Raw genomic sequence first — 25,174 nt, forward strand, 5'->3', positions numbered from 1 at the left:
TGCCAGCAACGCTAAGTATCATCAAGAGAAACGCTAAGTATTATTACCGCGATTCATAAAAGTCAAATTTATATGAAAATCAAGATATACAAAAAATTCGAGCTTGCCAAGCTCTACTTTCCGGAGCAGTCGAAACACGTGGCACTAAACCACCTGATGCGAATGGTAAACCACTGTCCGCCTCTGCTTGAAGCCTTGCGAAGAGAGGGCTACGAACGGTTGGCGAAGACCTTCACCATGCGCCAGACGCTGCTCATCTATGAGTATCTGGGCGAGCCATAATACTGAGTTTTCCAGTTTTATGCCCCATCGTATCCCTATCTCACCCCTATCGTACAGAAGCCTCTTATGAAAGTCGTATCTTTGCAACCGTAAACAAGAAACAAGCACTGCGCAGCGCTTTAATACATGAAACACGAACCATAAAACAATTTATTAGCCTTATGATTGAGTACGATTTAAAGAAGAACAACAACAAGAAGAACGTGAAGGCTTATGGCAAGTACTACGCCAAGCCCCACATTAGTGAAACTGTAGATCTCGATGAGCTCGCCGACCACATGCATGGTCACAACTCTCCATTCTCAGCCGGGACCATCAAGGGCATCCTCATCGATGCCGTGACCCACATCAAGGAGCTCCTGCTCATGGGCAAGAATGTAAAGCTCGACAACCTCGCCATCTTCTACATCAGCATCAAGAACAAGATGGGTGTAGAGAAAGCCGACGACTTCACCGTATCTAAGAACATCGAAGGAGTAAGAATGAAAGCCCGCGCCACGGGCGACTTCCGCTCTGTGAATCTCAACCTCGACGCCAACTTGAAGAAGTATGGTGCTAAGAAAAAGAAGTCTTCGACCACCACCGACTCTGGCTCCACCACTGACCCGGGCAGCGATTCGGGCTCCACCACAGCCCCAGGCAGCGATTCGGGTGACTCAGGACTTGAGTAACCGAGGATTGCGAATCCCCTTAACAAGTTTTTAAAATCAATTGACCGAAAATGACACAAGATCGATTTCCGATGACGATTGGCAGCGAGGAGGCGCTCAATGAGCATCTCCTGCTCGCCTACACAGAGAACGGCGAGATGATGGACTCACCTCTGAGCGTCCGTTTTCTCGTAATTCATTGCTCGGCAACACGTGCCGACCGTAACTACACCGACAAGCAACTGATGCGCGACCACAAGAAGCGTGGATTCCGCACCGTGGGCTACCACTTCTATGTCCACAAGGACGGAAGCATCACGCAGTTCAGAAAGCTTCTGGAGGTGGGCTCACATGCCCGCCCATACAACCGCTGCTCCATCGGCATCTGTTACGAGGGCGGGCTGGATGACGAGGGTCGTCCTGCCGACACCCTTACCCGTGCCCAGTATGACGCAATGTGGAATCTGCTGCGCAAGCTCAAGATCACGTTCCCACAGGCTAAGATAGTGGGTCATCGTGACTTGCCGGGCACCACCCCGAAGGCATGCCCTTGCTTCGATGCAGCGAAAAAATTTCCACTTTAATGCTTATGTTAAATGTTGAGTGTTGAATGTTGAGTGTTGAATTTTTAATTTTAATTTGAAATATGAAGAAAGAAACCATCAAGAAGGTGATCAATTTCATCATCACCGTACTTACCGCCGTAGCTAGCGCATTCTGCGTACAGAGCTGCCAGTAAAATTCCCAGTAATCAAACCTTAACCTTAAGTTCTAATTCTACCAGTATTGCCAGAAGATGCTGAGGCGGTGCATGTCGGAGCCCACCATGTCGTACATATCTTGCTTCATGAGCCACTTGCATCGTTTCTGCACCTTCTTGCCATACTGCCCATCTATCGAGAACGCATTTCGCTGGAACTTTATGCCCATCAACTTGAGCTTCTCGTAATCGCACTTCTCCATATAGAGGTAGCGCTCAGGATGGGCAAGCACGGGCGTGTAGCCCTTGTTCTTGATGCGCTCCAGGAGGGCATGAAAATTCATCGGGGCAGAGAAGATGCTAGTCTCCACCAACAGGAGCTTGCCATCCTCGCCCAGCGGCAACAGGTCGTTTGCCTTCAGGCGCTTTTCGAAGAGCGCATCTAGCATATTTTCGGCTGCGAGATGCAGCCGGAGCATTTTTCTGTCAGCAGGGTTTCGCTCGGCGAAGTCCTGCTGATATTGTTTCTGGAAGTTTGCAAATACTTGGCGCAAATGGGTGGTCTCGTTGGGTACGTCTTCCATAATATGAGGCGTAAGCCAGACATCCCTCATGCCTGCGCCTTCGTAAAGGCACAACATTTCCAACGACTTCTTTACCTCTTGAAATCCGTCGTCCACGCCGGGCAGGATGTGGCAGTGCCAGTCGATGCCGCCGGGGAGTCTCTCTGATGGTGCTTTCTTGCCTGCCGTCGGATTGCAAATCCAACGGAACGCCTCACGGAATATATTCATATTTTTCTATTCTTTTATCCAATTTTCTACTTTCCTATTTTTGCCCCCCCATTCTTGTCGGAGCCGTAGTGGTAGCCGTAGCCATAGTGATAGCCATAGCGATAGTAGTGGCCGTAGCGGCCGCCCTGAGCCTTGGTTCCGTTCAGAATGAGCGACATATTCTTGAATTTCTTGTCCTTGTAGAGCTGCTCAATGTCGCCCAGCATACTGCGCTGCATCAAGCCCGAGCGTACCACGAAGATGGTGCGGTCGGCAAGTTTCTCTATAATCTGGGTATCTGCCACGATTTCCACTGGTGGACAGTCGATGAACACATAATCGTACTCACCCCTCACCTGCTTGATCATCTTCTCCAGACGCTCGGTGAAGAGGAGCTCCGTAGGGTTAGGCGGCATGGTACCGATAAGCAGCACGTCGAAATCCTTCACCAGTCCATGCTCCTCGCCATGGCAGATGATGCCCTCCAGGTCATCGGTCCTGCCGTTGAGATAGTCGCTGAGTCCCTCGCCAGGGCTGCCCACGAGCATGGATGCGGAACCATGGCGGAGGTCACCATCGATGACGAGCACCCGTTTCTTCTTGATGGCGAGCGACATGGCGATGTTGCCTGCCAAGTGACTCTTGCCCGAGCCTGGGTTGAAAGACGTAAGGATGATGACGTTCTGCTCGGGATGGGTGCCTACCATAAACTCCATGTTTGTGCGCAGCACGCGGAACGCCTCGTTCACGATGTCGCGCTTGCCTGCCTTCACCACAATCTGTCGCGTCTCCTTCGGCTTCTTCCAGAACTGGATGCGCTGCAGAAGAGTTGGTCTGTTCTTACGACTGATGCTGTATGGTATCTCACCGAGGAATGGTATGGTGATGTTCTTGAGGTCGTTTCTGCCCCTCACCGTCGTGTTCATGTTCTCACGGATAAAGATGACTACCACAGGTATCAGGAATCCTAGAACGAAAGCCACGAGGATGATGTTGCGGCGCACAGGCTGCACGGGCTTGATGTCGCCCGTAGGAGGGGTGATGATGCGCGTGTTGTAGGCGGTGAAAGCCTTGGAAAGCTCGTTTTCCTCTCTCTTCTGCAAGAGGAAGAGGTAGAGCGCCTCCTTCACCTTCTGCTGGCGACCCACTGTTTGCAGGTACTTTGCCTGGCTAGGGTTGCTGGCTATCTGGCTGGTGGTCTGCGCCTCGTTTGCCTGCAGGTTGCCAAGCTGCGAGTTGAGTGTCACCACGAAGTTGTCGATACTGGTTACGATGCTATGGCGCATGGAGGCGAGGCTCTGGTCATAGTCTGCCACCAATGGGTTCTGCTCGCTGGAGTTAGCCACCAGGTTGTTGCGCTCCAGCTGCTGCTTGTTGTATTCGGTAATCTGCTGCTCGATACCCGGGCTGTCGATGCCGATATTGGCTGGCAGGAGCTGGTTCTTGCCCACCTTGCCAGTCAGGAAGTCGCGCAGGTAACGTGCCATGGAGAGGCGTGAGTTCAGCTCGAGTATCTGCTTGTCTACGTCGCCGCTCTTCTGCATATATTGCTGTGCGGCGGTCTCTACGTCGGGCAGCAGATTGCGGCTCTTGAACGAGGAGATGTCCTTGTCTACGTCGCCCAGTTCTCGCTCGATGACACCCAGGCGCTCGGTGATGAAATGGGAGGTGGAAACGGTCATCTGGTTCTTGTCCTCCATCCAGTTCTTGCGGTATACGGAGATGATGGTGTTCAGCACGTCCTCGGCGCGCTGGGTGAGCTGGTCCCTATAGGTCAGGTCGATGACTGTTGCCTTCTCCTCGCTGATGCTTGCCGAGAGCGACGCCTTGATATGGTCGGTCATGGCATAGAGGTTGGTGCGAGTCACATGCAGTTTCCTGCTCTCATATCCATTGACGAAGGCTGAATAGCCCGGTGCCTGGTCTACGCATACATAGCCCATCGCCGTGCGGACGGTCTGGCCCAGCTTGCCCTGTACCTCCTCGTCCGATTCCACTTCGTTTCCAGCCTTGTCGGTACCACTCACATGTACGATGGAAAACTGGTTGCCATGCTTTACCTCTACATCCAAATTGGCGCTCTGCATATCGTTCAAGCCATAGAAATGAACGGTTACAGGCAGCGTTCTGCCATAGAGAGCCACAGGATGGAAGGTACCGTCTTCACTGTAGTTTACGTCGAGTTTGAGCTGCTTGCCTGCCTCCAGCAAGACGGCTGGCGACTGAATGGCAATCAACTCGTTGTTGACGTTCGACTTGCCTCCCGAGAGTCCCATGTCGGAGAACATACTGGCCACATCGCTGTTGATGCTCTGGCTCTTGCCGTCTTCCTTGATGAGGATGGATGCCGTGCGCTGATAGACACCCGGCGTGGAGAGGAGGTAATAAGTGGCTATGCCCAGGGTGACGACGAGCGAGATGACAAACCATCGCCAGCGCACAAGGCACAGATACATTAAGTCTTGCAGACGAATAAAGTCTTCTGCCTGCTGGGGGCGACGACCCGGAGCATTCTGCATCGTCGCTTGATTATTCTGAATCATTGAATTTGAATGTTGAATGTTGAATGTTGAGTGTTCACTCAACTCTTACATTATTTCTTGATAAGTACCGCCACGCTGGTGGCAAGTGAGGCAAGGCTAATCCAGAAGCCCGTGCTCCTGACATTGTTGCCATTGACCGTGCTCTGGCGAGCCTTGGTCTCGTTGGGGCTGATGTAAACCACGTCGTTCTGCTGCAGGTAATATACCGGACTGTTGAACACGCTGTTTCCCGAGCAGAGATTAATCTTGTATATCTTCTGGTGGCCGTTTTCCTGGCGCAACACCATCACGTCTTCACGGGTGCCATAGATGGTCAGGTCGCCCGCCTTGCTAAGGGCATCGAGAATAGTCACTTTCTCGTCCTCGATTTCATACTGTCCAGGGCGTGCCACCTCACCAATCACCGAATAGTGGAGATTTGTCAGGCTGACGGTCACCACGGGATCCTTCACCAAGTTGCGGTCCACCAGAACTTTCTTGATTTCCTCGGCAATCTGCTCTCGGGTACGACCTGCCACATGCAGGGTGCCCAGCACAGGAAAGTCGATGTTGCCCTTGCTGTCTACCGTATAATAATAGGCATCCTTGGCGATGGACGACGTAGAGTAACTGGTGGTGGTTCCCGTAAGGTTGAAGAGCTGTGTGATCTGTGGATCCTTGCTCTTCACGCCGATGTAGAGTTTATCTGTTGGTTTGGCGGTGATTACCGCACTTTTCAGATTGATCAGCGTGTCAGGATTTTGGTTAAAATCCTGGAAATAAGCTATTTGTTGTGGGGTTCCACAAGCTGACAGGACAAGAAGTCCCGTACAAAAAGCTCCAGAAAGCAATGATTTACGATATTTCATATGATTTTATATTTTTTCTAGAAAACATCTTGGTATATAGGTGGTGGCGACGGCACAGATTCCCTCTATCGTGACGATGAGCCGATGGTCGCCATTGATACGCTTGATTTCGCCCTCCAGACCTTTGAACCTGCCGTCGATGACCCTGACACGTTCACCTTTCTTCCAGTTGAAGGCTCCATCCTCGAAATACTCCAGCCCCTCCTGATCGCCCGACGACACCATCATGAACATCTGCATCTGTCGCTTGGGAATGGCGATGGGCTGTGGATCGAAGTCCACCAGCTGGCGATATAGCCTTGCCTTGCCACACAGTTCCCGCTCCAGGCATAGCGCCTGTCGCTTGTTGCTGCGCATGAAGAAAAGCGAGGGTATGAGTGGGCGCTCCACCACAATCTTCTTGCCTTGGCTGTTTACATGTCTCTCTTTTACGAAGGGGGCGTAATATTCCATCACATCGCCCATCATATCTTCGGGGAATGTGTCTTTCATCTGGTCAGAATCCTTAAGCACGTTGTTGAACAGGTTGAACAAGTCTCGGCAAAGCGCCACTTTGTTCATGAACACGCGCATGGCATACCATAATGCCTCTGTCTCGGCTGGTTCGCCAAGAGTCTCGGCTTGTATGCTTAGAGAATGATTGATATCTTTTATTGAATTGTCCATTCTTTCATTTTAAGTATTCTTATATAGACACATTTTCTCTTCCCCCTTGTGTCGAAACGAGTCGTCACAAGCAGCAAGGAGATTAAGACAGTATACTTCTCGTAAAGCTTCTGTCGTTCGGAGCAACCCTGATCCAGGCGATGCTGTACCCGCAATCCCATTTGGGTAACTAAACCTCATATTTCCTGGTTTAGTTCTCAAACGCGCCGCAAAGTTAACAAAAAAAAAAAAACGAAAGAATGTTAGCACAACTTTAGCTAAAATTAGTTTTTTTAGCCATTTTCTTAATATACGTTAATTTCACTATTTTATTTGCATACAAAACATAAAATCGGGATAAATCTCTTTCTATAAGTGATTTACCCCGATTAAACATTATACAGATGGAAGGAAACTTAGTTGTTTACGCTACCTCCCACAATATCAAGCAATTCATTGGTAATGGCCTGTTGACGACTCTTGTTGTACTGCAAGTTGAGTTCGCGCAAGAGTTCATCGGCATTATCCGTAGCGGTCTGCATGGCCACCATTCTGGCGGCATGCTCACTCGCCTGGCTATCCAGCAACGCTGTATAAATCATCAGACGAAGCTGCTTAGGAATCAAGACTCCCAAAACAGTCTCCAAGTCTGGCTCTACAATGAAGTCATCATTCAGAGGTTTTGCCTCAGAACTCTGGCGTCCGTCAGCTTCAGCCTGCTTTTGGCGCAGATATTCCTGAGCCTTTGCCGTAGCCACATTAGAGGTAAGGTCACGATCGTTGTCCACTCCTATTGCCTCAGTGCTGAGATCAATAGGCAAGAAAGTCTTGCGGGTCAGAATCTGTGAACCGGCACTCTTAAAGTGATGATAAATCATCTCCACCTTATCGAGCTCACCAGCAGCATACTGCTTGGCAAGTGAATGGGCGATATCTGCACAGGCGCTGGCATGAGGATGATCGGCAAGATCATTAAAGTTACCGCCAATCTTCAAACCCAGTTTCTGTGCCTTCTCTGCCACTTTTCGTCCGATAGGATACACCGTGATGTCGTCAATGCCTTGAGCCTTATACTCGTCCACCGCATGCATCATCATCTTGATAACGTTGGAATTGAATCCACCACACAAGCTGCTGTTAGAACTGTATACCACAAGAGCTACACGCTTGGTCTCCTTGTGCTCCAACTGCAACGGATGGTCGACATTCGGAGTACTTACCAGGAAACTCTTGAGGATATGTTCCAGCATATTTCCATAAGGCAGCATATTCTGGATAGCTACCTGAGCATGATGCAACTTACTGGAAGCCACCATCTTCATCGCACTCGTAATCTTACGGGTACTGTTAACGCTGGCTATGCGAGTTTTAATCTCTTTTAATGACGGCATAGGCTATTACGCTTTATATTGTCCTGCAACATTAGCCATGGTCTCCTCGACTGCCTTAATGGCATCGTCGGTGAGTTTACCATCGCCCAAAGTCTCAATCACATCAGCGTGCTGGCTGCGCATTGCATCGAGGAATAGATCCTGACAGTCGCGAACCTTATCCATTGGCACGTCGTGCATCAATCCGTGAACACCACAGTAGAGAATAGCTACCTGCTCGCCTACCGGCATTGGGCGGTACTGAGGCTGAACCAGCAACTGGTCGTTCTTACGGCCACGGTCCAGAGTCATCGCTGTTACGGCATCCATATCGCTAGAGAACTTAGAGAAGGCCTCCAGCTCACGATACTGAGCCATATCAATCTTCAGTGTACCAGCCACCTTCTTCATACTCTTGATCTGGGCAGAACCACCTACACGAGATACGGAGATACCTACGTTGATAGCCGGACGGAAGCCCTGGTTGAAGAGGTCGGTCTCAAGGAAAATCTGACCGTCGGTGATGGAAATCACGTTGGTTGGGATGTATGCTGATACGTCACCTGCCTGTGTTTCGATGATAGGGAGGGCTGTCAAAGAACCACCACCCTTAACGTGACCCTTCATGCACTCTGGAAGGTCGTTCATCTGCTCGGCTACTTCCTGCTGGTCGTTGATACGAGCGGCACGCTCCAACAGACGAGAGTGGAGATAGAAGACATCACCAGGGTAAGCCTCACGTCCGGATGGACGGCGGAGGATCAGAGATACCTCACGGTAAGCCACAGCCTGCTTACTCAAGTCATCGTATACTACGAGAGCTGAGTAACCGCGGTCGCGGAAGTACTCGCCGATAGCTGCACCGGCAAATGGTGCGTAATACTGCATGGCTGCAGGATCGGCAGCGGTAGCACTTACGATGATGGTATATGGCAGGGCGCCATGCTCCTTGAGGTTCTGTACCAATGCTGCAACGGTAGATGCTTTCTGACCGATAGCTACATAGATACAATATACTGGCTTGCCAGCCTCATAGAAACTCTTCTGGTTGATGATGGTATCCACTGCGATGGCAGTCTTACCGGTCTGACGGTCACCGATGATCAACTCACGCTGTCCACGACCGATAGGAATCATAGAGTCTACCGCCTTCAAACCAGTCTGAAGAGGTTCCTTTACTGGCTGACGATAGATTACACCAGGTGCCTTACGATCCAAAGGCATCTCGAAAGAATCGGTGAGGTCGATGTCACCCAGACCATCAATAGCCTGACCCAGAGGGTTTACGACACGTCCGAGGAAGTTGTCGTTTACGCGGATAGAAGCAATACGGTGTGTACGCTTCACGCTCTGTCCCTCCTTGATGCCAGCTGTAGGACCTAAGAGGACACAACCTACATTGTCTTCCTCCAAGTTCATGACGATAGCCATGGTTCCGTTCTCAAACTCAAGAAGTTCATTAGCCTCGGCATTGCGCAGACCATAGATACGAGCCACGCCATCGCTGACGGTAAGCACGGTACCCACCTCGTCAAACTGCTGAGAGCCATTAACCTCCTGGAGCTGCTGCTGAAGAACCTCAGACACCTCACTTGGTTTAATTTTATCTGACATTTTGTTATTTACTTTAATTAATTTTACTTTTTGAGCTGTGTCAGAATGTTGTTGAGCTTAGTCTTCACGCTCGCATCCATTCTGTAAGTATCATACTCAAGGATGAAACCACCAATCAGTTCAGGGTTCACCTCGGTCTTGAACTCCACAGTACCTTTCGTTCTCTGCTCCACCATCTTGCGCATCTTGTCCTCAGTAGAGGCGTCAACGGCAGTGGCGGTGATCAGCTTACCGCGGATGATGTTCTTCTGTTTCCTGTAAAGAGTGATATACGAAGCAGCCATGAATTGCAGGGTGCTCTCCCTATCCTCTTTCAAGACGAGAGCGATAAACTTCTTGCTCAGTTCCGTAGGCTCCTTGCCCAGGGCTGTGATGAGAAGTGCCTCTTTCTTGTCTTTGGAAAGCATAGGGTTGTCTATCGTAAATCTCAGTTCAGGCACGTCGATGTAGCTCTTAAAGAGCGTCTGCATCTCCTGGTAGACCTGATCTTCGAGCTTCATGCCGAGTGCAGCCTTGATGAGGGCACGGGCATAACGCACCGATATTACACCTATATCCATAAGCTTTACTATTTGTTGTCAGAAGAAACCTCGTCCAGCAGTCGATTTATCATATCCATCTGTGCCTTGTCGTCAGAGAGCTTAGCCTTGAGCACCTTCTCTGCAATCTGAACAGAGAGTTCGGCTACCTGGCCTCGGATTTCACGAATGGCGTTCTGCTTCTCGGTCTCAATCTGCTTCTTGGCATCAGAGAGGAGACGTGCGCCTTCTTCGCGTGCTTTATCCTGTGCTTTCTCTACAATGGCATCGCGGGTTTCGGCAGCCTCCTTGAGGAGGGCAGCCTGCTTCTCGCGAACTTCCTGCAAGATGGATTCACCTTCTTTTTGGATATTGGCAAGCTTCTCGTTGGCTTCGTGAGCCTTCTTCAGACTTTCATCGATGAAAGCCTTGCGTCCGTTCACCATCTTAATGATGGCTGGGAATCCAGCCTTCCAAAGAATGATGAAGACGATGATGAAGACCAGCGTCATCCAGAAGAGCAAACCGCTATCCGGAATTAATAAATCCATATATACTGGTTAAAGTTTTACTTAAACGTTTTATTTTAACTAACTCTAGAATCATCTCTATCATGCCCCGGAAAGACATCAGGCTGATGCCTGAGACTTTCTTTAATCGGGGCAGATGATAGTGACAGATGAGATGATTACATAACGATTGCCAGGATGGCGATGATGACAGCGAAGAACGCAACACCCTCAACCAACGCAGCTGCGATAATCATAGAAGAACGGAGGTCGCCCATCTTCTCTGGCTGACGAGCCATAGCGTCCATAGCCTGGCCACCAATGCGACCGATACCAATACCTGCGCCAATAGCGGCCAAACCTGCACCTACTGCGGCACCCAACTTTGCAATCTCTGCTGCTAATAAAAGTGATAACATAATCTTAATAATTTAAGTTGTTTATATTTTCTTTGTTTATTATCTGAATGAAATTAGATCCGTAATCTATAATCTATAAACTACTTCACTACCTCTGGCTCAGCCTCATGAGACTTTACATGAGCCAGCGAGATGAATACTGCACTCAGCATGGTGAATACCAATGCCTGAATGTAGCTTACCAATACTTCGAGGAGCATCATAAAGGCGCTCATCGCAACACTTACTATTGTCATACCCGTACCTGCCACATAGTTGGCGATAGCATTCTCACTGATGTTGAACATGATGAAAATGATAGCCGCAAACGAAAGTGCGATGGCGTGACCCGCCATCATGTTGGCGAAGAGTCGGATAATCAGAGCCAGCGGTTTCGTAAAGATTCCGAAGAGCTCGATGAATGGCATCAGTGGCACAGGGACCTTCAACCAGGTTGGTACCTCAGGCCAGAAAATATCCTTCCAGTATTCCTTGGTACCGGTGAAGTTGGTAATCAGGAATGTCGTTACACCGAAGAATACGGTGCAGGCGATATTACCCGTCAGGTTACCACCACCTGGAGGGAATGGTACGATACCCATGATGTTCGCCACGAAGATAAAGAAGAAGCAAGTAAGCAACCATGGTGCGTACTTTGGCGCCTCCTTACCCAGGGTGGCCTCAATTACATCGGTATATACCGACATGATGAACATGTGCATCAGTCCCACAAATCCCTTTGGTGCAGGGTCATCCACCTTGTGCTTCCTGCACCAGCGGGCTGGTATCAGGACACAGAGCAACAGGATGATAGCATCGATGAAGAGCACGCAAACGGTCTTCGTGATGGAGATGTCAAGCGGACGAACCTCCTGGCCTCCCACCTTCTCTACTATCTTGTTGGGATTCGCCTGCGCATCAGCGTTCTTGATCACCAGGTTGAAAGGTCCTGGACGGTCTCCATTGGCATCCTTCTCTTCCGAGAATTCGCTGCTGCAGAACACGTGCCAGCCCGAAGTGGTGTTAACGATGATTGGCAGATGAATCACTACGGGATGATCTCCCACCTTGGTGATATGCCATTCATAAGAATCCTTGATATGACCCCACAATATCTCTTTCACATCGATGTTCTCCTTAGCCGATACCTGCAGAGGTGCCAGCGTGAAGAGCAGCATCGCCATCAAGAGGAATTGCTTGAGATGTTTCATATTCTTTAATTCTTACTTTTGTTTATTAATTATTTGTTTCAGAACCGCTTATGAAAGACGGTTCTTTTTCTCTACCCGAGCGAAGTAGATGCAGTCGAACACGAGAAGTACGACATAGAAAAGGGCGAAGATGGCGGTAAAGCCCAGAATGTTCTGCTTGTCGCATACCAGCACATAGATGAGGAACACCAGTACTCCGGCCATCATCTTCAGCATCATGGCTGCCAGATAGAACTTGGCGAGATTGGCTGGCGATGACTTTGCAACAGCCTTCCATGCTTCACCATAAGCAGTACTTGCAACGAGTGAGAATATCGCACTCACTACCAGCGGGTTAACAACCTGGGCTATCATATCATCGCATTGAGCAGATAATCTGCAGGCAAAGAGCACGGCAAGAGCCACTGCTGCTGTAAGCCACAAAGAAATCTGCTTATACCTGATACTCGCCTGTCTGATAGTCTGCAAGCGCAACTTTTCGTCTTTTTCCATTATCTAATAATTAATCACTAAAAATTAATCACTTATCTAAACTTCTACGCAAAGGCTTACTTCGTTTTTCTTACATTCCACGAATCCGCCCTTGATGTTCATTACCTGCTTGCCTTCCTTGGTAGTGTATTCCACCTTGCCCACTTCGAGCGAAGAGATGATAGGCGCGTGATCCTTGAGAATCTCGAACGAGCCGAGGGTTCCCGGAACCAGTACGCTCTCTACCTCACCCTGGAAGACTACTTTCTCAGGAGATACTATCTTTAGCTGTAACATAAGCCGTGGATTTAAAGATTACGCCTGTGCTGCTGCGAGCAACTGCTTAGCTTTCTCCTTGGCATCCTCGATAGTACCTACGTTGAGGAATGCCTGCTCTGGCAGGTCATCTACCTCACCGTCGAGGATGGCGTTGAAGCCCCTGATAGTCTCTTCGATAGGAACCATCACACCCTTCAAACCGGTAAACTGCTCTGCTACGGTGAATGGCTGGCTCAGGAAACGCTGTACACGGCGTGCACGGTTCACGGTCAACTTATCCTCATCAGAGAGCTCATCCATACCGAGGATGGCGATGATATCCTGCAACTCGTTATAACGCTGCAACAACTGCTTTACTCGCTGTGCACAATCGTAGTGCGCCTTGCCCACAATCAGCGGGTCGAGGATACGAGAGGTAGAACCCAGCGGGTCTACGGCAGGATAGATACCGAGAGATGCAATCTTACGGGAAAGCTCAGTGGTAGCATCCAGGTGAGTAAAGGTGGTAGCTGGAGCAGGGTCGGTCAAGTCATCGGCAGGCACATAAACGGCCTGTACAGAGGTGATGGAACCATTCTTGGTAGAAGTGATTCGCTCCTGCATGGCACCCATCTCAGAAGCCAGCGTTGGCTGATAACCTACGGCTGATGGCATACGACCCAACAGCGCAGATACCTCAGAACCAGCCTGGGTGAAACGGAAGATGTTATCGATGAAGAACATGATATCTGCTGCCTCACCATTCTTACCTCCGTGATCACGGAACTCCTCAGCTACGGTCAAACCAGAGAGAGCTACAGAAGCACGTGCCCCAGGTGGCTCATTCATCTGACCATATACCAGAGTAGCCTGACTCTTGGCAAGTTCCTCAGGATCGACAAGTGAGAGATCCCACTTACCTTCTTCCATCGCTTTACGGAACTTCTCGCCATACTTGATAACACCAGACTCGAGCATGTCTCGAATCAAGTCGTTACCCTCACGGGTACGCTCACCTACTCCGGCAAATACAGAGTAACCGTTGTGTCCCTTGGCAATGTTGTTGATCAACTCCATGATAAGCACCGTCTTACCTACACCGGCACCACCGAAAAGACCAATCTTACCACCCTTCATGTAAGGCTCGAGCAGGTCGATCACCTTAATACCGGTAGCAAGCATCTCCTTGTGAGTAGAAAGTTCGTCAAACTTCGGAGCCTCACGGTGGATAGGATAAGCACCTTTCATGTCCAATTCATTCATACCATCAATAGGCTGTCCGATGACATTCATCATACGACCCTTGATCTGCTCTCCGGCTGGCATCTGGATTGGGTTACCTGTAGGGATAACCTCCAAGCCGCGCTGCAAACCGTCAGTATTATCCATAGCGACACAGCGAACTGTATCCTCACCGATGTGCTGCTGCACCTCGATGACAAGCTCGCGTCCGTCTGGACGTTTTACCTTCAGAGCTTCATAAATTTTAGGAAGCACCTTCTCTGGATTCTCGCCCTTTGTATCGAAGTAAACGTCGATAACAGGACCGATAATCTGAGAGATACGTCCGTTAATTTGTGACATAAGCTTATTAGTTTAAAAATTATATATATTTACATTATTCTTGACTGCAAAAGTAACAACAATTTATGGAAACCACAAATTAATTAAAAGTTTTATTCGGCTTTTATACCTTATTAAACCATTTTTAGTTCCCTTTAAACCATTTTCCTATGCAAAAGCAAGAAGTCAGGAGTCCAAACTCCACTCTTCTTACCCTTATCTCTATAAATTAGATACTCAACTCATCCAAAACCTTGATCAGTTTACGGTCGAATGGCTTATCTGAGCGGATGGCTTCAGAAAGCGGAACGTATACCACCTCGTTATTGCGTACACCAATCATCACATTGCGCTGTCCCTGCATGATAGCCTCGATGGCACCACAACCGGTACGGCTCGCAAGAATACGGTCACGGGCTGATGGACGGCCGCCACGCTGCAAGTGACCCAGGATAGATACACGTACATCAAACTCAGGGAACTCCTTGCGCACACGGTCGGCATAATAAAGAGCACCGCACTTAGGACTCTCTGACACGATGACGATACAACTCTTCTTAGACTTACGGATACCACGCTCCATGAATTGAGCCAACTGGTCTACATCGGTAGAATCCTCTGGTATGATGGCTGCCTCTGCTCCACTGGCGATAGCTGAGTTCTGAGCCAGGAAACCAGCATCACGGCCCATCACCTCGATAAAGAAGATACGCTCGTGGCTCTGCGCAGTATCACGGATGCGGTCTACACATTCTACGATAGTATTCATCGTAGTATCATAACCAATCGTATTGTCTGTACCAAAAAGGTCATTATCAATTGTTCCAGGCAATCCGATGCAGCATACATCAAACTCACGTGCGAAATTCATCGCACCTGTCAGCGAACCGTTACCGCCAATCACGACAAGCGCATCTATTTCCTCTTTCTGAATCGTTTCAAATGCCTTCTGACGACCTTCCTCGGTCATGAATTCCTTAGAACGGGCTGTCTTCAGCATCGTACCACCTGTGCCGATGATACCGCTTACATTCTCTGTAGAAAAGGTTTTAATTTCATCATTGATGAGACCATCGTAACCACGATAGATACCTTTCACAGTGAAACCGTTGTAGATAGCCGAACGGGTAACCGCACGGATAGCAGCATTCATACCTGGAGCATCTCCTCCAGATGTTAAAATTCCAATAGTCTTAATCTTTGCCATAACTATACCTTATTATATTATATATATTTTTTTAATGTTAGTTTATTATCCTCTCAGGATGATGTTTTTCATCCATTACCCCTACATATACAGTAGGTATCCAAGGGTATACCGCTTGCTTTGTTTGGACTTATCGATTTAAATAATTAGGTTTGCGGCACCAGCCACCAGAATATGGGAAAGCCAAAGGATAGCAAGTCCGATGACGCCACCCACCAAAGCTTTCCAGCCAATATTGCGGAAATACCATCCCATGTGCATACGTTCCATCTTCATCAGGGCAAGACCGCTGATTGTACCGATACCAAGAACGTTACCACCAGCCATTACGCAATATGCAATCATCTGCCAGTAGATACCATTGGTATGATAATCAGTAAGCATGCTGAATGAAGGATCATTCACATTTGGCAGATCATGAAGGGAGAAAAAGTTCATGGCTGTAGCAAAGTTGTCAAGTACAGTACTGATGATACCAGCCAAGACGCCATGCAACAGCACGCCAGGACGCTTATCATCCATACCGACAGAGTTGAGAAGAGTAGCAAAATCGTCAAAAGCGCCGGTCTCCTTCACCACTCCGATGGCAAGCATGATACCCATCACGAAGAGAATCATCTGGACGACTCCGTATTGGAACACTCTAGGAGTGCGACGGTCAGCCATCGCATCCATATTCATGAGTTTACGGTTGAATATCTCGTTCACAATCCAAAGTACGCCCAATACGCAGAGCGCACCGAGGAAAGGACTTAATTTCGTAATATTATGGAAGGTAGGGATAAACCACAATCCACCGATGCCCACAAAGAGCATCAGCAAGCGCTGCCATACATTGAGACGGGTATCATCCCCGCGGTATGGCATAGCAATCCATTCTGTCTCTACTCTTTCAGGCAGCATGCGCTGCATCATCAACAACGGAATGAGCCAGGCTGCAAGACATGGCAGCAGAAGCGACAGGAAATAATGAGTAGCCGTTACAGCACCCATATTCCACATCACCAGTCCTTCCGGATTTCCGATAACGGTAAGAGCTCCGCCACAGTTGGCAGAAAGAAGAATGGCACCTCCATACACCATGCGCTGACGACGGTTTGGAATTACCCCATGCATCATCGTAAGCATCATCACTGTTGTAGTAAGATTATCGAGATTTGCCGAAATAACAAAGGTTACGGCAGCGAGAATCCATAGCATTTTCTTGGCGCTTCGGGTACGTAACAACTGGCGTATGAAATCGAAGCAACCATTGTTATTGAGAATTTCAACTATCGTCATAGTAGCAAGCAGGAAGAGTACGATTTCTGCTGCTCTACCCACATAAGGAAGGAAGATGTTACGAGCAATAAAATACTTCACCGTTGTACTGGTGGATTCTATCTCGTTCCACATTCCGAGATTCAGATAGCGCGAATAATCAGAAGAGTGTTCACTGGTCACGAAGTCCATACCGAAACAGATATAGAGGACCCATCCTACCGTTCCAGCAAAGATGGCTACGGCAGCACGGTTCACCTTGGTAATATTCTCGGTTGCAATGAGAATATATGCCAGTATCAGTATGGCAAGGATGACTAGTGTCATATCATTTATTTTATTATATTCATTACATTTTGAACGCAAAGGTAACAATTATTTTGTAATCGCCAACATTTCGGTATTTTTTTTTAATGAATTTAACTCATTTTTCATACAAATGAAAATTTCGTCCGTTTTTTTCTTTCGCCATTATTTTTCATCCCTCTTCATTTTTATCATAGAATTAGATGAAAACACGGATAACAGAGAAGAACATCACAGGAAGAAATATCGAGGAGGAAGTTATCAGAATATTGAAAGGTTGAGCTCATATATATAATGTATTTCCCCGAAGAAATCCACCAAAAACAGTGATTTTAGTTAAATATTACTAACGAAAAGAAGAAAATCAAGAGTAAATGCCTGTAACTCAAAGAAAATGAGTAATTTTGCGCCCGATTTATACAATTCACATAAAGTCAAACTTTATTAATTTTAATTTTTTAATTATTTTTTATGTCAGATTTAAAGAACGTAAAGCCATTGGACGACTTCAATTGGGATGAGTTTGAGAATGGCACAAGCGCAAACGTCAGCAAAACAGACCTCGAGAAGGCCTATGACGAAACTCTTAACAAGGTAACAGAACACCAGGTTGTAGAGGGTACAGTAATCTCTGTAGACAAGAAAGAGGTTATCGTAAACATCGGTTACAAGAGCGATGGTATTATCCCTGCTTCTGAATTCCGTTACAACCCAGACCTCAAGGTAGGCGACAAGGTTGAGGTTTATGTAGAGAACCAGGAGGACGTAAAGGGCCAGTTGGTACTCTCTCACAAGAAGGCTCGCCTCAGCAAGTCTTGGGAGCGTGTTAATGCAGCTCTCGAGAACGAGGAAGTTATCCAGGGTTACATCAAGTGCCGCACTAAGGGCGGTATGATCGTTGACGTTTTCGGTATCGAAGCTTTCTTGCCAGGAAGCCAGATCGACGTTCACCCTATACGCGACTACGACGTATTCGTAGGCAAGACAATGGAGTTCAAGGTTGTAAAGATCAACCAGGAGTTCCGCAATGTCGTTGTATCTCACAAGGCTCTCATCGAGCAGGAGCTCGAGCAGCAGCGCAAGGAGATCATCGGCAAACTCGAGAAGGGTCAGATTCTCGAGGGTACCGTTAAGAACATCACTACTTACGGTGTATTCGTTGACCTCGGCGGTGTTGACGGTTTGATCCACATCACAGACCTCTCTTGGGGCCGTGTAAGCGATCCACACGAGGTTGTATCTCTCGACCAGAAGATCAACGTTGTAATCCTCGACTTCGATGAGGAGAAGAAGCGTATTGCTCTCGGTTTGAAGCAGCTCACTCCACATCCATGGGATGCACTTGATCCAAACCTCAAGGTAGGTGACCACGTGAAGGGTAAGGTAGTGGTTATGGCTGACTACGGTGCATTCGTTGAGATTGCTCCAGGTGTAGAGGGCTTGATCCACGTATCTGAGATGTCTTGGAGCCAGCACTTGCGTTCTGCTCAGGACTTCATGAAGGTAGGTGACGAGGTAGAGGCAGTTATCCTGACTCTCGACCGCGCTGAGCGCAAGATGAGCCTTGGTATCAAGCAGCTCAAGGAAGATCCATGGGAGGCTATCGAGACTAAGTATCCTGTTGGCAGCAAGCACACTGCTAAGGTTCGCAACTTCACTAACTTCGGTATCTTCGTAGAGCTCGAGGAAGGTGTTGATGGTTTGATTCACATCTCTGACCTCTCTTGGACTAAGAAGGTTAAGCACCCATCTGAGTTCACTTCTGTAGGCGCTTCTATCGACGTAGTAGTTCTCGAAATCGATAAGGAGAACCGTCGCTTGAGCCTCGGCCACAAGCAGTTGGAGAAGAACCCATGGGATGAGTATGAGGCAATCTACACTCCAGGTTCTGTTCACCAGGGTACTATCACTGAGTTGATGGACAAGGGTGCTGTTGTAGCTCTCGCTGAGGGTGGTGAAGGTTTCGCTACTCCTAAGCACCTCACTAAGGAGGACGGCACAATGGCTAAGAAGGGCGAGACTCTCGACTTCAAGGTTATCGAGTTCGTTAAGGAGACAAAGCGCATCATCCTCTCTCACTCTCGTACATTCGAGGAGGGTAACGAGCCAGTTGCTAAGCCAACTCACAAGCGTGCAAACGGCGGTCGCAAGAATAACAACGAGACAGCTATGATCAACAACGTTGCTGCTAGCACATCACTCGGTGATATCGATGCACTCGCTAAGTTGAAGGCTCAGATGGAGGGCAAGGCTTAATCTTAAACAGATCAGGCTTTTGCTATTCATTAGCTAAATAACATTCAGGGGACTGAAATTTCAGTAATGAGATATCAGTTCCCTTTTTTATTATGTGTATAAAAAAAATAAACTATCGGGCACTATTTGCCAACTTCAGTAAACTCATCTCGACTAATTCACGTTCTAAAACCACTAATTCATGGTATTTTTCTATAAAAACATGTCGAAAAACACAAAAACCTTTGGTGGTTTAAAGTTTTCTGTTTATCTTTGCACCGATAAAAATAATTAATTACATAAGCTAGAGAAATCATTCTCTCAATAACTATCAGAAAAGAAAGAGAAGCGATTCTCCAGATTACAAAAGAAAAAGAAAGTTCAAGATATGAAACAGTCAAGATTCATAGTAGCCGCTCTATCAATGAGTTGCATCACTACCCTCTCTTCTTGCTTCAAGGAAGAACCGCTCAATGCCGAATGCGACATCGAGCAGGCCTTCATCCCCAACAGCGGCAACTGGGAAGAATGCTTCCTCAAAGCCACAGATACCCTACAGAACGTGATGCCTACAGAAAATGAAATCTGCTTCCTCGTAAAAAAGGGAACCGATCTCTCGCACTTCGCACCGAAATTCCAGATTACCCCAGGTGCTACCCTATCGCCTGCCAACGGTTCGGTGCAGGATTTCACCAACGGGCAAGTAACCTACACCGTTACTTCCGAGGATGGCAACTGGAAACGGCAGTACAGAGTGGGATTCATCTTCCCGCCCGTGGTTTACGAAGTGATGAAGTACGACTTCGAAAACTATTTCCTCAACGAAAACAAGCCTGTTCATAAATATTATGTCTGGAGCGACAAGAACGACGACGGTACGCTTGCCAACAACTGGGCTACGGGAAATCCGGGCTTCTTTATGAGCCGAAGCTCTGCCAAGCCAGACCAATATCCAACGGTGCCTGTGGAGCAAGGATACGACGGTGCCTGCGTGAAGCTCACCACCAGCGATACCGACCAGTTTGGCGCAACGGCCAAGATGCCTATCGCTGCAGGCAACCTCTTCATCGGAAAGTTCGACGCCGGTCAGGCACTGAAGGATGCCATGAAGACCACCCAGTTTGGCGTACCCGTAAGTTTCAAGCCTACCAAATTCAGCGGCTACTACCGATACAAGCGTGGCGATGTGTTCACAGACCGCCAGAAGAAGGTGGTGGAAGGCAAGAAAGACTACGGCACCATCTATGCCGTGTTCTACGACAACCACGACACCGATGGCAACAGCATCGTGCTCTATGGCGACAACGTGCAGACCAGCCCTCAGGTGGTGGCAATCGCCAAAGTGCCAGACATCGATGACACACCCGAGTGGACCCATTTCGACATCGACTTCGTTTATAAGAAGGAGGTGGATGCCCAGAAACTCAGAAACATGGGCTACAGCTTGGCCATCGTCTGCTCATCGAGCGTAGAAGGCGCCTCGTTCATGGGAGCCATCGGAAGTACATTGTGGGTGGATCAGTTCCGCATCGCCTGCGAAAAGGAATAAATGATTCTGCCAAAGAAGATTCAATGAGAAGATTCTTACAAAGAAGATTCATTAAGAAGAGATTGAGAAGATTTTAAAAAAGAAGACAAGACAATGAAAAAGTCATTCATCATATCAGCCGCAATCCTATCCCTCTGCTCTGCTGAGGCATGGGGACAGAATCTAGGAGAACTGCTCCACAAATTCACCTACCAGGCACGCATCGGCTACAACTTGGGTGGCACTGCCCCTATCGGCATGCCTGCCACCATCCGCACCCTCCACAGCTACACGCTGCAGCCTAACCTGCTGCTCGGCATCGACGCCCACTATCCCCTGGACAACAAGTGGGGACTGATGTTCGGCCTGCACTTCGAAGGCAAGGGCATGAAGATTGATGCGGGCGTAAAGAACTACCACATGACCATGGTGAAAGGTGGTGAGCAGCTGGATGGCGTGTTCACGGGCAACGTTATAACAAAGGTTGACCAGAGCCTCGCAACTATCCCAGTGCAAGCCACTTACGACGTTACAGAGAAGGTTCGCCTGAAGCTGGGTCCTTACTTTTCCTACGTCACCTCGCATAAGTTTGAGGGCAGTGCCTACGACGGTTATCTGCGCCAGGGAGACCCTACGGGACCCAAGGTAGAACTGGGACATGAGGACGGAGAGCGTGGCGAATACGACTTCTCAAGCGATATGCGCAACTGGCAGTTTGGCATCGATGTGGGTGCCGACTGGTATTTCTCGAAGCGCTGGGGAGCCTATGTGGGCCTTACCTGGGGCTTATCAGAGGTATTCAAGAAAGACTTCCACGTGATAGAGCAATCGATGTATCCTATCTATGGTACCATCGGATTGAGCTATCAGCTGAAATAGGAAATCTGCTCCAGAATATCTTATATATAATAATGTATAGGAGAGAAAAATCAATTATATCATAATAAAAGAAAGGAAAACTTATGAAGAAAATTTTTACTTTAGTAGCAGCAGCACTCTGCTCTATGTCGATGATGGCAAAGGACTACACCTGCCCTCTCGTGGTTAACATGATGGGAACGGACATGCCTGTGGGCGACATCAAGGTGAGCGTGGATGAGCAGAAAGACGGCAAATACACCATGAGCCTGCTCAACTTCAAGATGAACGAATTCATGCAGATTGGTAACATCGTTATCAAGGATGTAGAGGCTACCAAGTGTGGCAACGTGATCATGCTCAATGCAGCAAGGGATATCCAGATAACCAAGGGTGACGATGAGAACGTAGAATGGATGGGACCAGGTCTCGGCAACGTGAACATCCTCCTGAAGGGTGAACTGAAGGGCGATAATTTCAACGCCTGCCTCAATATTCCATTGGCTGGCAACATGATTGTTGGCGTAAAACTCGGCAAGAATTGCAACGAAATGGGTCAGTTGCCAAACGCCGGTTTCGAGAATTTCCACGAGGCATCCTATAGCAGTGCCAAGAGCAAGGAGCCTAACGGATGGCACTCTTTCATGAGCTCTACGGGCAGCATGGCAAGTATGGTTTCAGCAGCTGTACATACCTATGCATCTTCTGAGGTGCGCGAGAACGCAACAGAAGACAACAAGCAGTGTGTAAAGATTGTTTCTACTCCAGTGAAGGTGGGTTCAATTGTTGCAGCTTCTGCCAACGGTACCATCACCACCGGTCGTCTGAAGGCTGGCAGCATGACTGCATCAAGCAAGGACAACTGCTCATTCCTGGATTTCAGCTCTACAGATGTGGATGCCAACGGCGATCCATTCTATGCAGTGCTCAACAACAAGCCTGATGCCATGAAGGTTTGGGTGAAGTTCAAGGCTGGCGACGGCAACAAGAATCCTAAGGCTACCATCAGTGCCCTCTTGACCAACGGCAACATGGTTCAGGACCCGGAGGACGACAAGTATGCAGCCAACATCATCGCCCGTGCCAACAACTCTTCTATCGAGAGCAAGGACGAGTGGCAGGAGATTACCATCCCATTTACATACGACAATGCTGAGGAAATGCCTAAGGCAGCCCTGGTTACCATGTCAACCTGCGCTGTGCCTAGCGGCGGCAGCAAGAGCGAGACCAATCCAGACGTTTTGTATGTAGACGATGTAGAGATGGTTTACAATGCTGATGTGAAGAAGGTTACCATGGATGGTGAGGACATAACAAACAAGTTTGATGAAGCCGGAGGATTGGAGTTTGAAGGCTACAATAAGGAATTGGATATCAACAACTTCCAATTGGAGGCCATCGGAGCCGGAGCCTATGTTACGAAGAAGATTACAACCGATGGTTTTGATACCTACGTTAGCTTTACTGTCACATCCAACGACTTGAAGAACTGCGTAACCCGCACCATCACCCTGAAAAACTATACCACTAGCATCAAGAACGTTGAGACCCTCACCCTGCCAAACGGCGTGAAGGCTATCTACAACATGGCTGGTCAGCAGGTTACAGACATGCAAAGTGGCCAAGTTTACATCGTAAAGTACACCAATGGCGAGAGCAAGAAGATGATTAAGAAATAATTAATCAAGAAATAATTGATCAAGAAATAAAACTATAGATAAAAGGCATGCGCCCCACTCCGGGACGCATGTTTTTTTATATATGCAGACTGCGAGAATGAGATATGCGTAACTGCTCAAGAACGGAAGCTAGAGAAAATAAAATACAGGAAGTGGAGAAAACAAAAATCCCCAGCCATCAAATGAATGATAGCTGGGGATTCAATCTTTTCAAAATCTAGAGGCTAAACTCCCTATGTGTTATCACTAACACGATAAAAAATTTAGCGTCGGATTTACTTCACCTTTGCAACGATAGCCTTGAAAGCCTCAGGGTTGTTTACAGCGAGGTCAGCGAGAACCTTACGGTTAATCTCGATACCAGCCTTGTGAAGAGCACCCATCAACTGGCTGTAGCTCATACCATCGAGGCGAGCAGCAGCGTTGATACGCTGAATCCACAATGCGCGGAATGTGCGCTTCTTGTTACGACGATCGCGATAAGCGTAGGTAAGACCCTTCTCCCAAGTGTTCTTAGCTACTGTCCATACATTCTTGCGAGCTCCATAGTAACCCTTAGTGAGCTTCAAGATTCTTGTTCTTTTTGCTTTTGATGCAACGTGATTTACTGATCTTGGCATAATTTTTTTTCTTTAAAAGTTCGACTAAAAAGTTAATAATTAACGGAGGCAGAGCAAGTCGCGAACCTGCTTCAAGTTTGAACGGTCTACGAGAGTCTCACCAAGGAGATTTCTCTTCTGCTTCTTTGTCTTCTTAGTCAAGATGTGACTGTGAAAAGCGTGATGACGCTTAATCTTACCTGTACCGGTGAAACGGAATCTCTTCTTTGCGCCGGAATTAGTCTTTACTTTTGGCATTTTTACTTTTAATTTTAAATTGTTATTTATTATAGCGATGGCAACGCATATACCAGGGCGTTACGCATCTTTTTTCTTAATTCTCTGTTCCTTCTGCGAGTTTCTTCAGGCTATCGCCGCCTTTAGCATTGGCGAGCAAGCCATTCTTCTCAGCATTAGCAGCGCGCTCTGCATCTGCAGCAGCCTTAGCTTCAGCCTCTCGCTTCTCACGGTCCATCTTCTGCTGACTCTTCTTTGCAGTACCAGCCTTCTTAGGACTCATGTAGAGGAACATCTTCTTACCTTCAAGCTTTGGCATCTGCTCCACCTTTCCGTACTCTTCCAAATCATTGGCGAAACGGAGAAGAAGAACCTCACCCTGCTCCTTGAAGAGAATAGAGCGACCACGGAAGAAAACGTATGCACGAACCTTGTTACCCTCGTTGAGGAACTCCATAGCGTGCTTGAGCTTGAACTGATAGTCGTGCTCATCAGTCTGAGGTCCGAAACGGATTTCCTTGGTCTCCACCTTTACCTGCTTCTGCTTCATTTCCTTTGCATGCTTCTTCTGCTGGTAAAGGAATTTAGAATAGTCAACTATACGGCAAACTGGTGGTTGCGCATTAGGAGATATCTCGACTAAGTCAAGCTCTTGCTGACGTGCCAACTCCAACGCCTTACGTGCTGGCATCACTTCTGCTCCACCATCACTCACTACTCTCACGTCGCGTGCACGAATCTGGTCGTTTACGCGGTACTGATTTTTCATTTTGTCATTTTTCATTAACTATTCGATATATTCTTTTTTGTCTTTTTGATTAAACGGCTGCAAAGTTACGATTATTTTGTGAAACCACCAAATTTTCAGTGGGTTATTTTAAAAAAATCCGCAGATTTCCAAAGAAACCTGCG

The 25,174-nt window shown here is 48.0% G+C and carries 26 protein-coding genes; 8 read left to right on the forward strand and 18 right to left on the reverse strand.

Annotated elements, in window-relative coordinates; genetic code table 11:
• Positions 1–72: 72 nt before the first annotated feature.
• From RCO84_RS07360 to RCO84_RS07375, 4 genes are all read left to right on the forward strand, one after another.
• A complete protein-coding gene (locus RCO84_RS07360; protein WP_117692838.1) occupies positions 73–282 on the forward strand; it encodes a DUF4248 domain-containing protein in 210 nt (69 codons plus the stop codon).
• A gap of 161 nt (positions 283–443) precedes the next feature.
• Positions 444–953: an HU family DNA-binding protein gene (locus RCO84_RS07365; RefSeq protein ID WP_317584574.1), complete on the forward strand. Its 510-nt coding sequence runs from the start codon at positions 444–446 to the stop codon at positions 951–953.
• A 50-nt stretch (positions 954–1,003) separates the two neighbouring features.
• Positions 1,004–1,516 carry an N-acetylmuramoyl-L-alanine amidase gene (locus RCO84_RS07370; protein ID WP_317584576.1) on the forward strand — a complete coding sequence of 171 codons (513 nt, stop codon included), beginning with the start codon at positions 1,004–1,006 and terminating at the stop codon, positions 1,514–1,516.
• Between the two features lie 62 nt (positions 1,517–1,578).
• Complete coding sequence (locus tag RCO84_RS07375) at positions 1,579–1,671, forward strand: smalltalk protein (RefSeq protein ID WP_153073356.1); 93 nt, start codon at positions 1,579–1,581, stop codon at positions 1,669–1,671.
• A 38-nt stretch (positions 1,672–1,709) separates the two neighbouring features.
• On the opposite strand, the gene RCO84_RS07380 is transcribed toward RCO84_RS07375, so the two are convergent.
• The 15 genes from RCO84_RS07380 to RCO84_RS07450 all read right to left on the reverse strand — a co-directional run bounded on the left by RCO84_RS07380 (position 1,710) and on the right by RCO84_RS07450 (position 17,147).
• Complete coding sequence (locus RCO84_RS07380) at positions 1,710–2,426, reverse strand: tyrosine-protein phosphatase (protein ID WP_317584578.1); 717 nt, start codon at positions 2,424–2,426, stop codon at positions 1,710–1,712.
• Positions 2,427–2,452: 26 nt separating this feature from the next.
• Positions 2,453–4,948, reverse strand: a complete 2,496-nt coding sequence (locus RCO84_RS07385) for a GumC family protein (protein WP_317584581.1) — start codon at positions 4,946–4,948, stop codon at positions 2,453–2,455.
• Between the two features lie 50 nt (positions 4,949–4,998).
• Entirely contained in the window at positions 4,999–5,796 is a 798-nt protein-coding gene (locus RCO84_RS07390) for a polysaccharide biosynthesis/export family protein (protein ID WP_317584582.1), read from the reverse strand.
• Positions 5,797–5,802: 6 nt separating this feature from the next.
• The gene (locus RCO84_RS07395; RefSeq protein ID WP_317584584.1) at positions 5,803–6,462 is read right to left on the reverse strand and encodes a UpxY family transcription antiterminator; all 660 of its coding nucleotides are present in this window, start codon (positions 6,460–6,462) and stop codon (positions 5,803–5,805) included.
• 395 nt (positions 6,463–6,857) lie between these two features.
• Entirely contained in the window at positions 6,858–7,832 is a 975-nt protein-coding gene (locus RCO84_RS07400) for a F0F1 ATP synthase subunit gamma (protein ID WP_022121946.1), read from the reverse strand.
• 6 nt (positions 7,833–7,838) lie between these two features.
• The gene (atpA, locus tag RCO84_RS07405) at positions 7,839–9,425 is read right to left on the reverse strand and encodes a F0F1 ATP synthase subunit alpha (RefSeq protein WP_118079073.1); all 1,587 of its coding nucleotides are present in this window, start codon (positions 9,423–9,425) and stop codon (positions 7,839–7,841) included.
• Between the two features lie 23 nt (positions 9,426–9,448).
• Complete coding sequence (locus RCO84_RS07410; RefSeq protein WP_022121944.1) at positions 9,449–9,985, reverse strand: F0F1 ATP synthase subunit delta; 537 nt, start codon at positions 9,983–9,985, stop codon at positions 9,449–9,451.
• Positions 9,986–9,993: 8 nt separating this feature from the next.
• The gene (gene atpF / locus RCO84_RS07415; protein WP_317584585.1) at positions 9,994–10,494 is read right to left on the reverse strand and encodes a F0F1 ATP synthase subunit B; all 501 of its coding nucleotides are present in this window, start codon (positions 10,492–10,494) and stop codon (positions 9,994–9,996) included.
• 137 nt (positions 10,495–10,631) lie between these two features.
• Positions 10,632–10,871, reverse strand: a complete 240-nt coding sequence (gene atpE / locus RCO84_RS07420) for an ATP synthase F0 subunit C (protein ID WP_006846851.1) — start codon at positions 10,869–10,871, stop codon at positions 10,632–10,634.
• 80 nt (positions 10,872–10,951) lie between these two features.
• Positions 10,952–12,061 (reverse strand): F0F1 ATP synthase subunit A, encoded by a 1,110-nt coding sequence (locus tag RCO84_RS07425; RefSeq protein WP_118079075.1) that lies wholly within the window; start codon positions 12,059–12,061, stop codon positions 10,952–10,954.
• Between the two features lie 48 nt (positions 12,062–12,109).
• Positions 12,110–12,553: a hypothetical protein gene (locus RCO84_RS07430; RefSeq protein ID WP_287581955.1), complete on the reverse strand. Its 444-nt coding sequence runs from the start codon at positions 12,551–12,553 to the stop codon at positions 12,110–12,112.
• Between the two features lie 36 nt (positions 12,554–12,589).
• Positions 12,590–12,829 (reverse strand): ATP synthase F1 subunit epsilon, encoded by a 240-nt coding sequence (gene atpC, locus RCO84_RS07435; RefSeq protein WP_022121941.1) that lies wholly within the window; start codon positions 12,827–12,829, stop codon positions 12,590–12,592.
• Positions 12,830–12,847: 18 nt separating this feature from the next.
• Positions 12,848–14,374 carry a F0F1 ATP synthase subunit beta gene (gene atpD, locus RCO84_RS07440; RefSeq protein ID WP_118189917.1) on the reverse strand — a complete coding sequence of 509 codons (1,527 nt, stop codon included), beginning with the start codon at positions 14,372–14,374 and terminating at the stop codon, positions 12,848–12,850.
• 208 nt (positions 14,375–14,582) lie between these two features.
• Complete coding sequence (pfkA, locus tag RCO84_RS07445) at positions 14,583–15,560, reverse strand: 6-phosphofructokinase (protein WP_144150683.1); 978 nt, start codon at positions 15,558–15,560, stop codon at positions 14,583–14,585.
• Positions 15,561–15,698: 138 nt separating this feature from the next.
• Complete coding sequence (locus RCO84_RS07450) at positions 15,699–17,147, reverse strand: SLC13 family permease (protein WP_144150681.1); 1,449 nt, start codon at positions 17,145–17,147, stop codon at positions 15,699–15,701.
• A 450-nt stretch (positions 17,148–17,597) separates the two neighbouring features.
• Between RCO84_RS07450 and rpsA the strand changes: the two genes are divergently transcribed.
• The 4 genes from rpsA (at position 17,598) to RCO84_RS07470 (ending at position 23,426) form a co-directional block, all read left to right on the forward strand.
• The gene (rpsA, locus tag RCO84_RS07455) at positions 17,598–19,382 is read left to right on the forward strand and encodes a 30S ribosomal protein S1 (protein ID WP_264903878.1); all 1,785 of its coding nucleotides are present in this window, start codon (positions 17,598–17,600) and stop codon (positions 19,380–19,382) included.
• Positions 19,383–19,749: 367 nt separating this feature from the next.
• Positions 19,750–20,910 carry a PCMD domain-containing protein gene (locus RCO84_RS07460; protein ID WP_317584587.1) on the forward strand — a complete coding sequence of 387 codons (1,161 nt, stop codon included), beginning with the start codon at positions 19,750–19,752 and terminating at the stop codon, positions 20,908–20,910.
• 93 nt (positions 20,911–21,003) lie between these two features.
• Positions 21,004–21,768: a porin family protein gene (locus RCO84_RS07465; protein WP_287613142.1), complete on the forward strand. Its 765-nt coding sequence runs from the start codon at positions 21,004–21,006 to the stop codon at positions 21,766–21,768.
• 83 nt (positions 21,769–21,851) lie between these two features.
• Complete coding sequence (locus tag RCO84_RS07470) at positions 21,852–23,426, forward strand: calycin-like domain-containing protein (RefSeq protein ID WP_317584592.1); 1,575 nt, start codon at positions 21,852–21,854, stop codon at positions 23,424–23,426.
• 275 nt (positions 23,427–23,701) lie between these two features.
• Here RCO84_RS07470 and rplT read toward each other — a convergent pair whose 3' ends face one another.
• The 3 genes from rplT to infC all read right to left on the reverse strand — a co-directional run bounded on the left by rplT (position 23,702) and on the right by infC (position 25,046).
• Complete coding sequence (rplT, locus tag RCO84_RS07475; RefSeq protein ID WP_006846863.1) at positions 23,702–24,046, reverse strand: 50S ribosomal protein L20; 345 nt, start codon at positions 24,044–24,046, stop codon at positions 23,702–23,704.
• Positions 24,047–24,085: 39 nt separating this feature from the next.
• The gene (gene rpmI / locus RCO84_RS07480) at positions 24,086–24,283 is read right to left on the reverse strand and encodes a 50S ribosomal protein L35 (protein ID WP_006846865.1); all 198 of its coding nucleotides are present in this window, start codon (positions 24,281–24,283) and stop codon (positions 24,086–24,088) included.
• 76 nt (positions 24,284–24,359) lie between these two features.
• Entirely contained in the window at positions 24,360–25,046 is a 687-nt protein-coding gene (infC, locus tag RCO84_RS07485; protein ID WP_144150671.1) for a translation initiation factor IF-3, read from the reverse strand.
• Positions 25,047–25,174 lie beyond the last annotated feature (128 nt).

The sequence above is a fragment of the Segatella copri genome, from assembly GCF_949820605.1.
Classification (GTDB): domain Bacteria; phylum Bacteroidota; class Bacteroidia; order Bacteroidales; family Bacteroidaceae; genus Prevotella.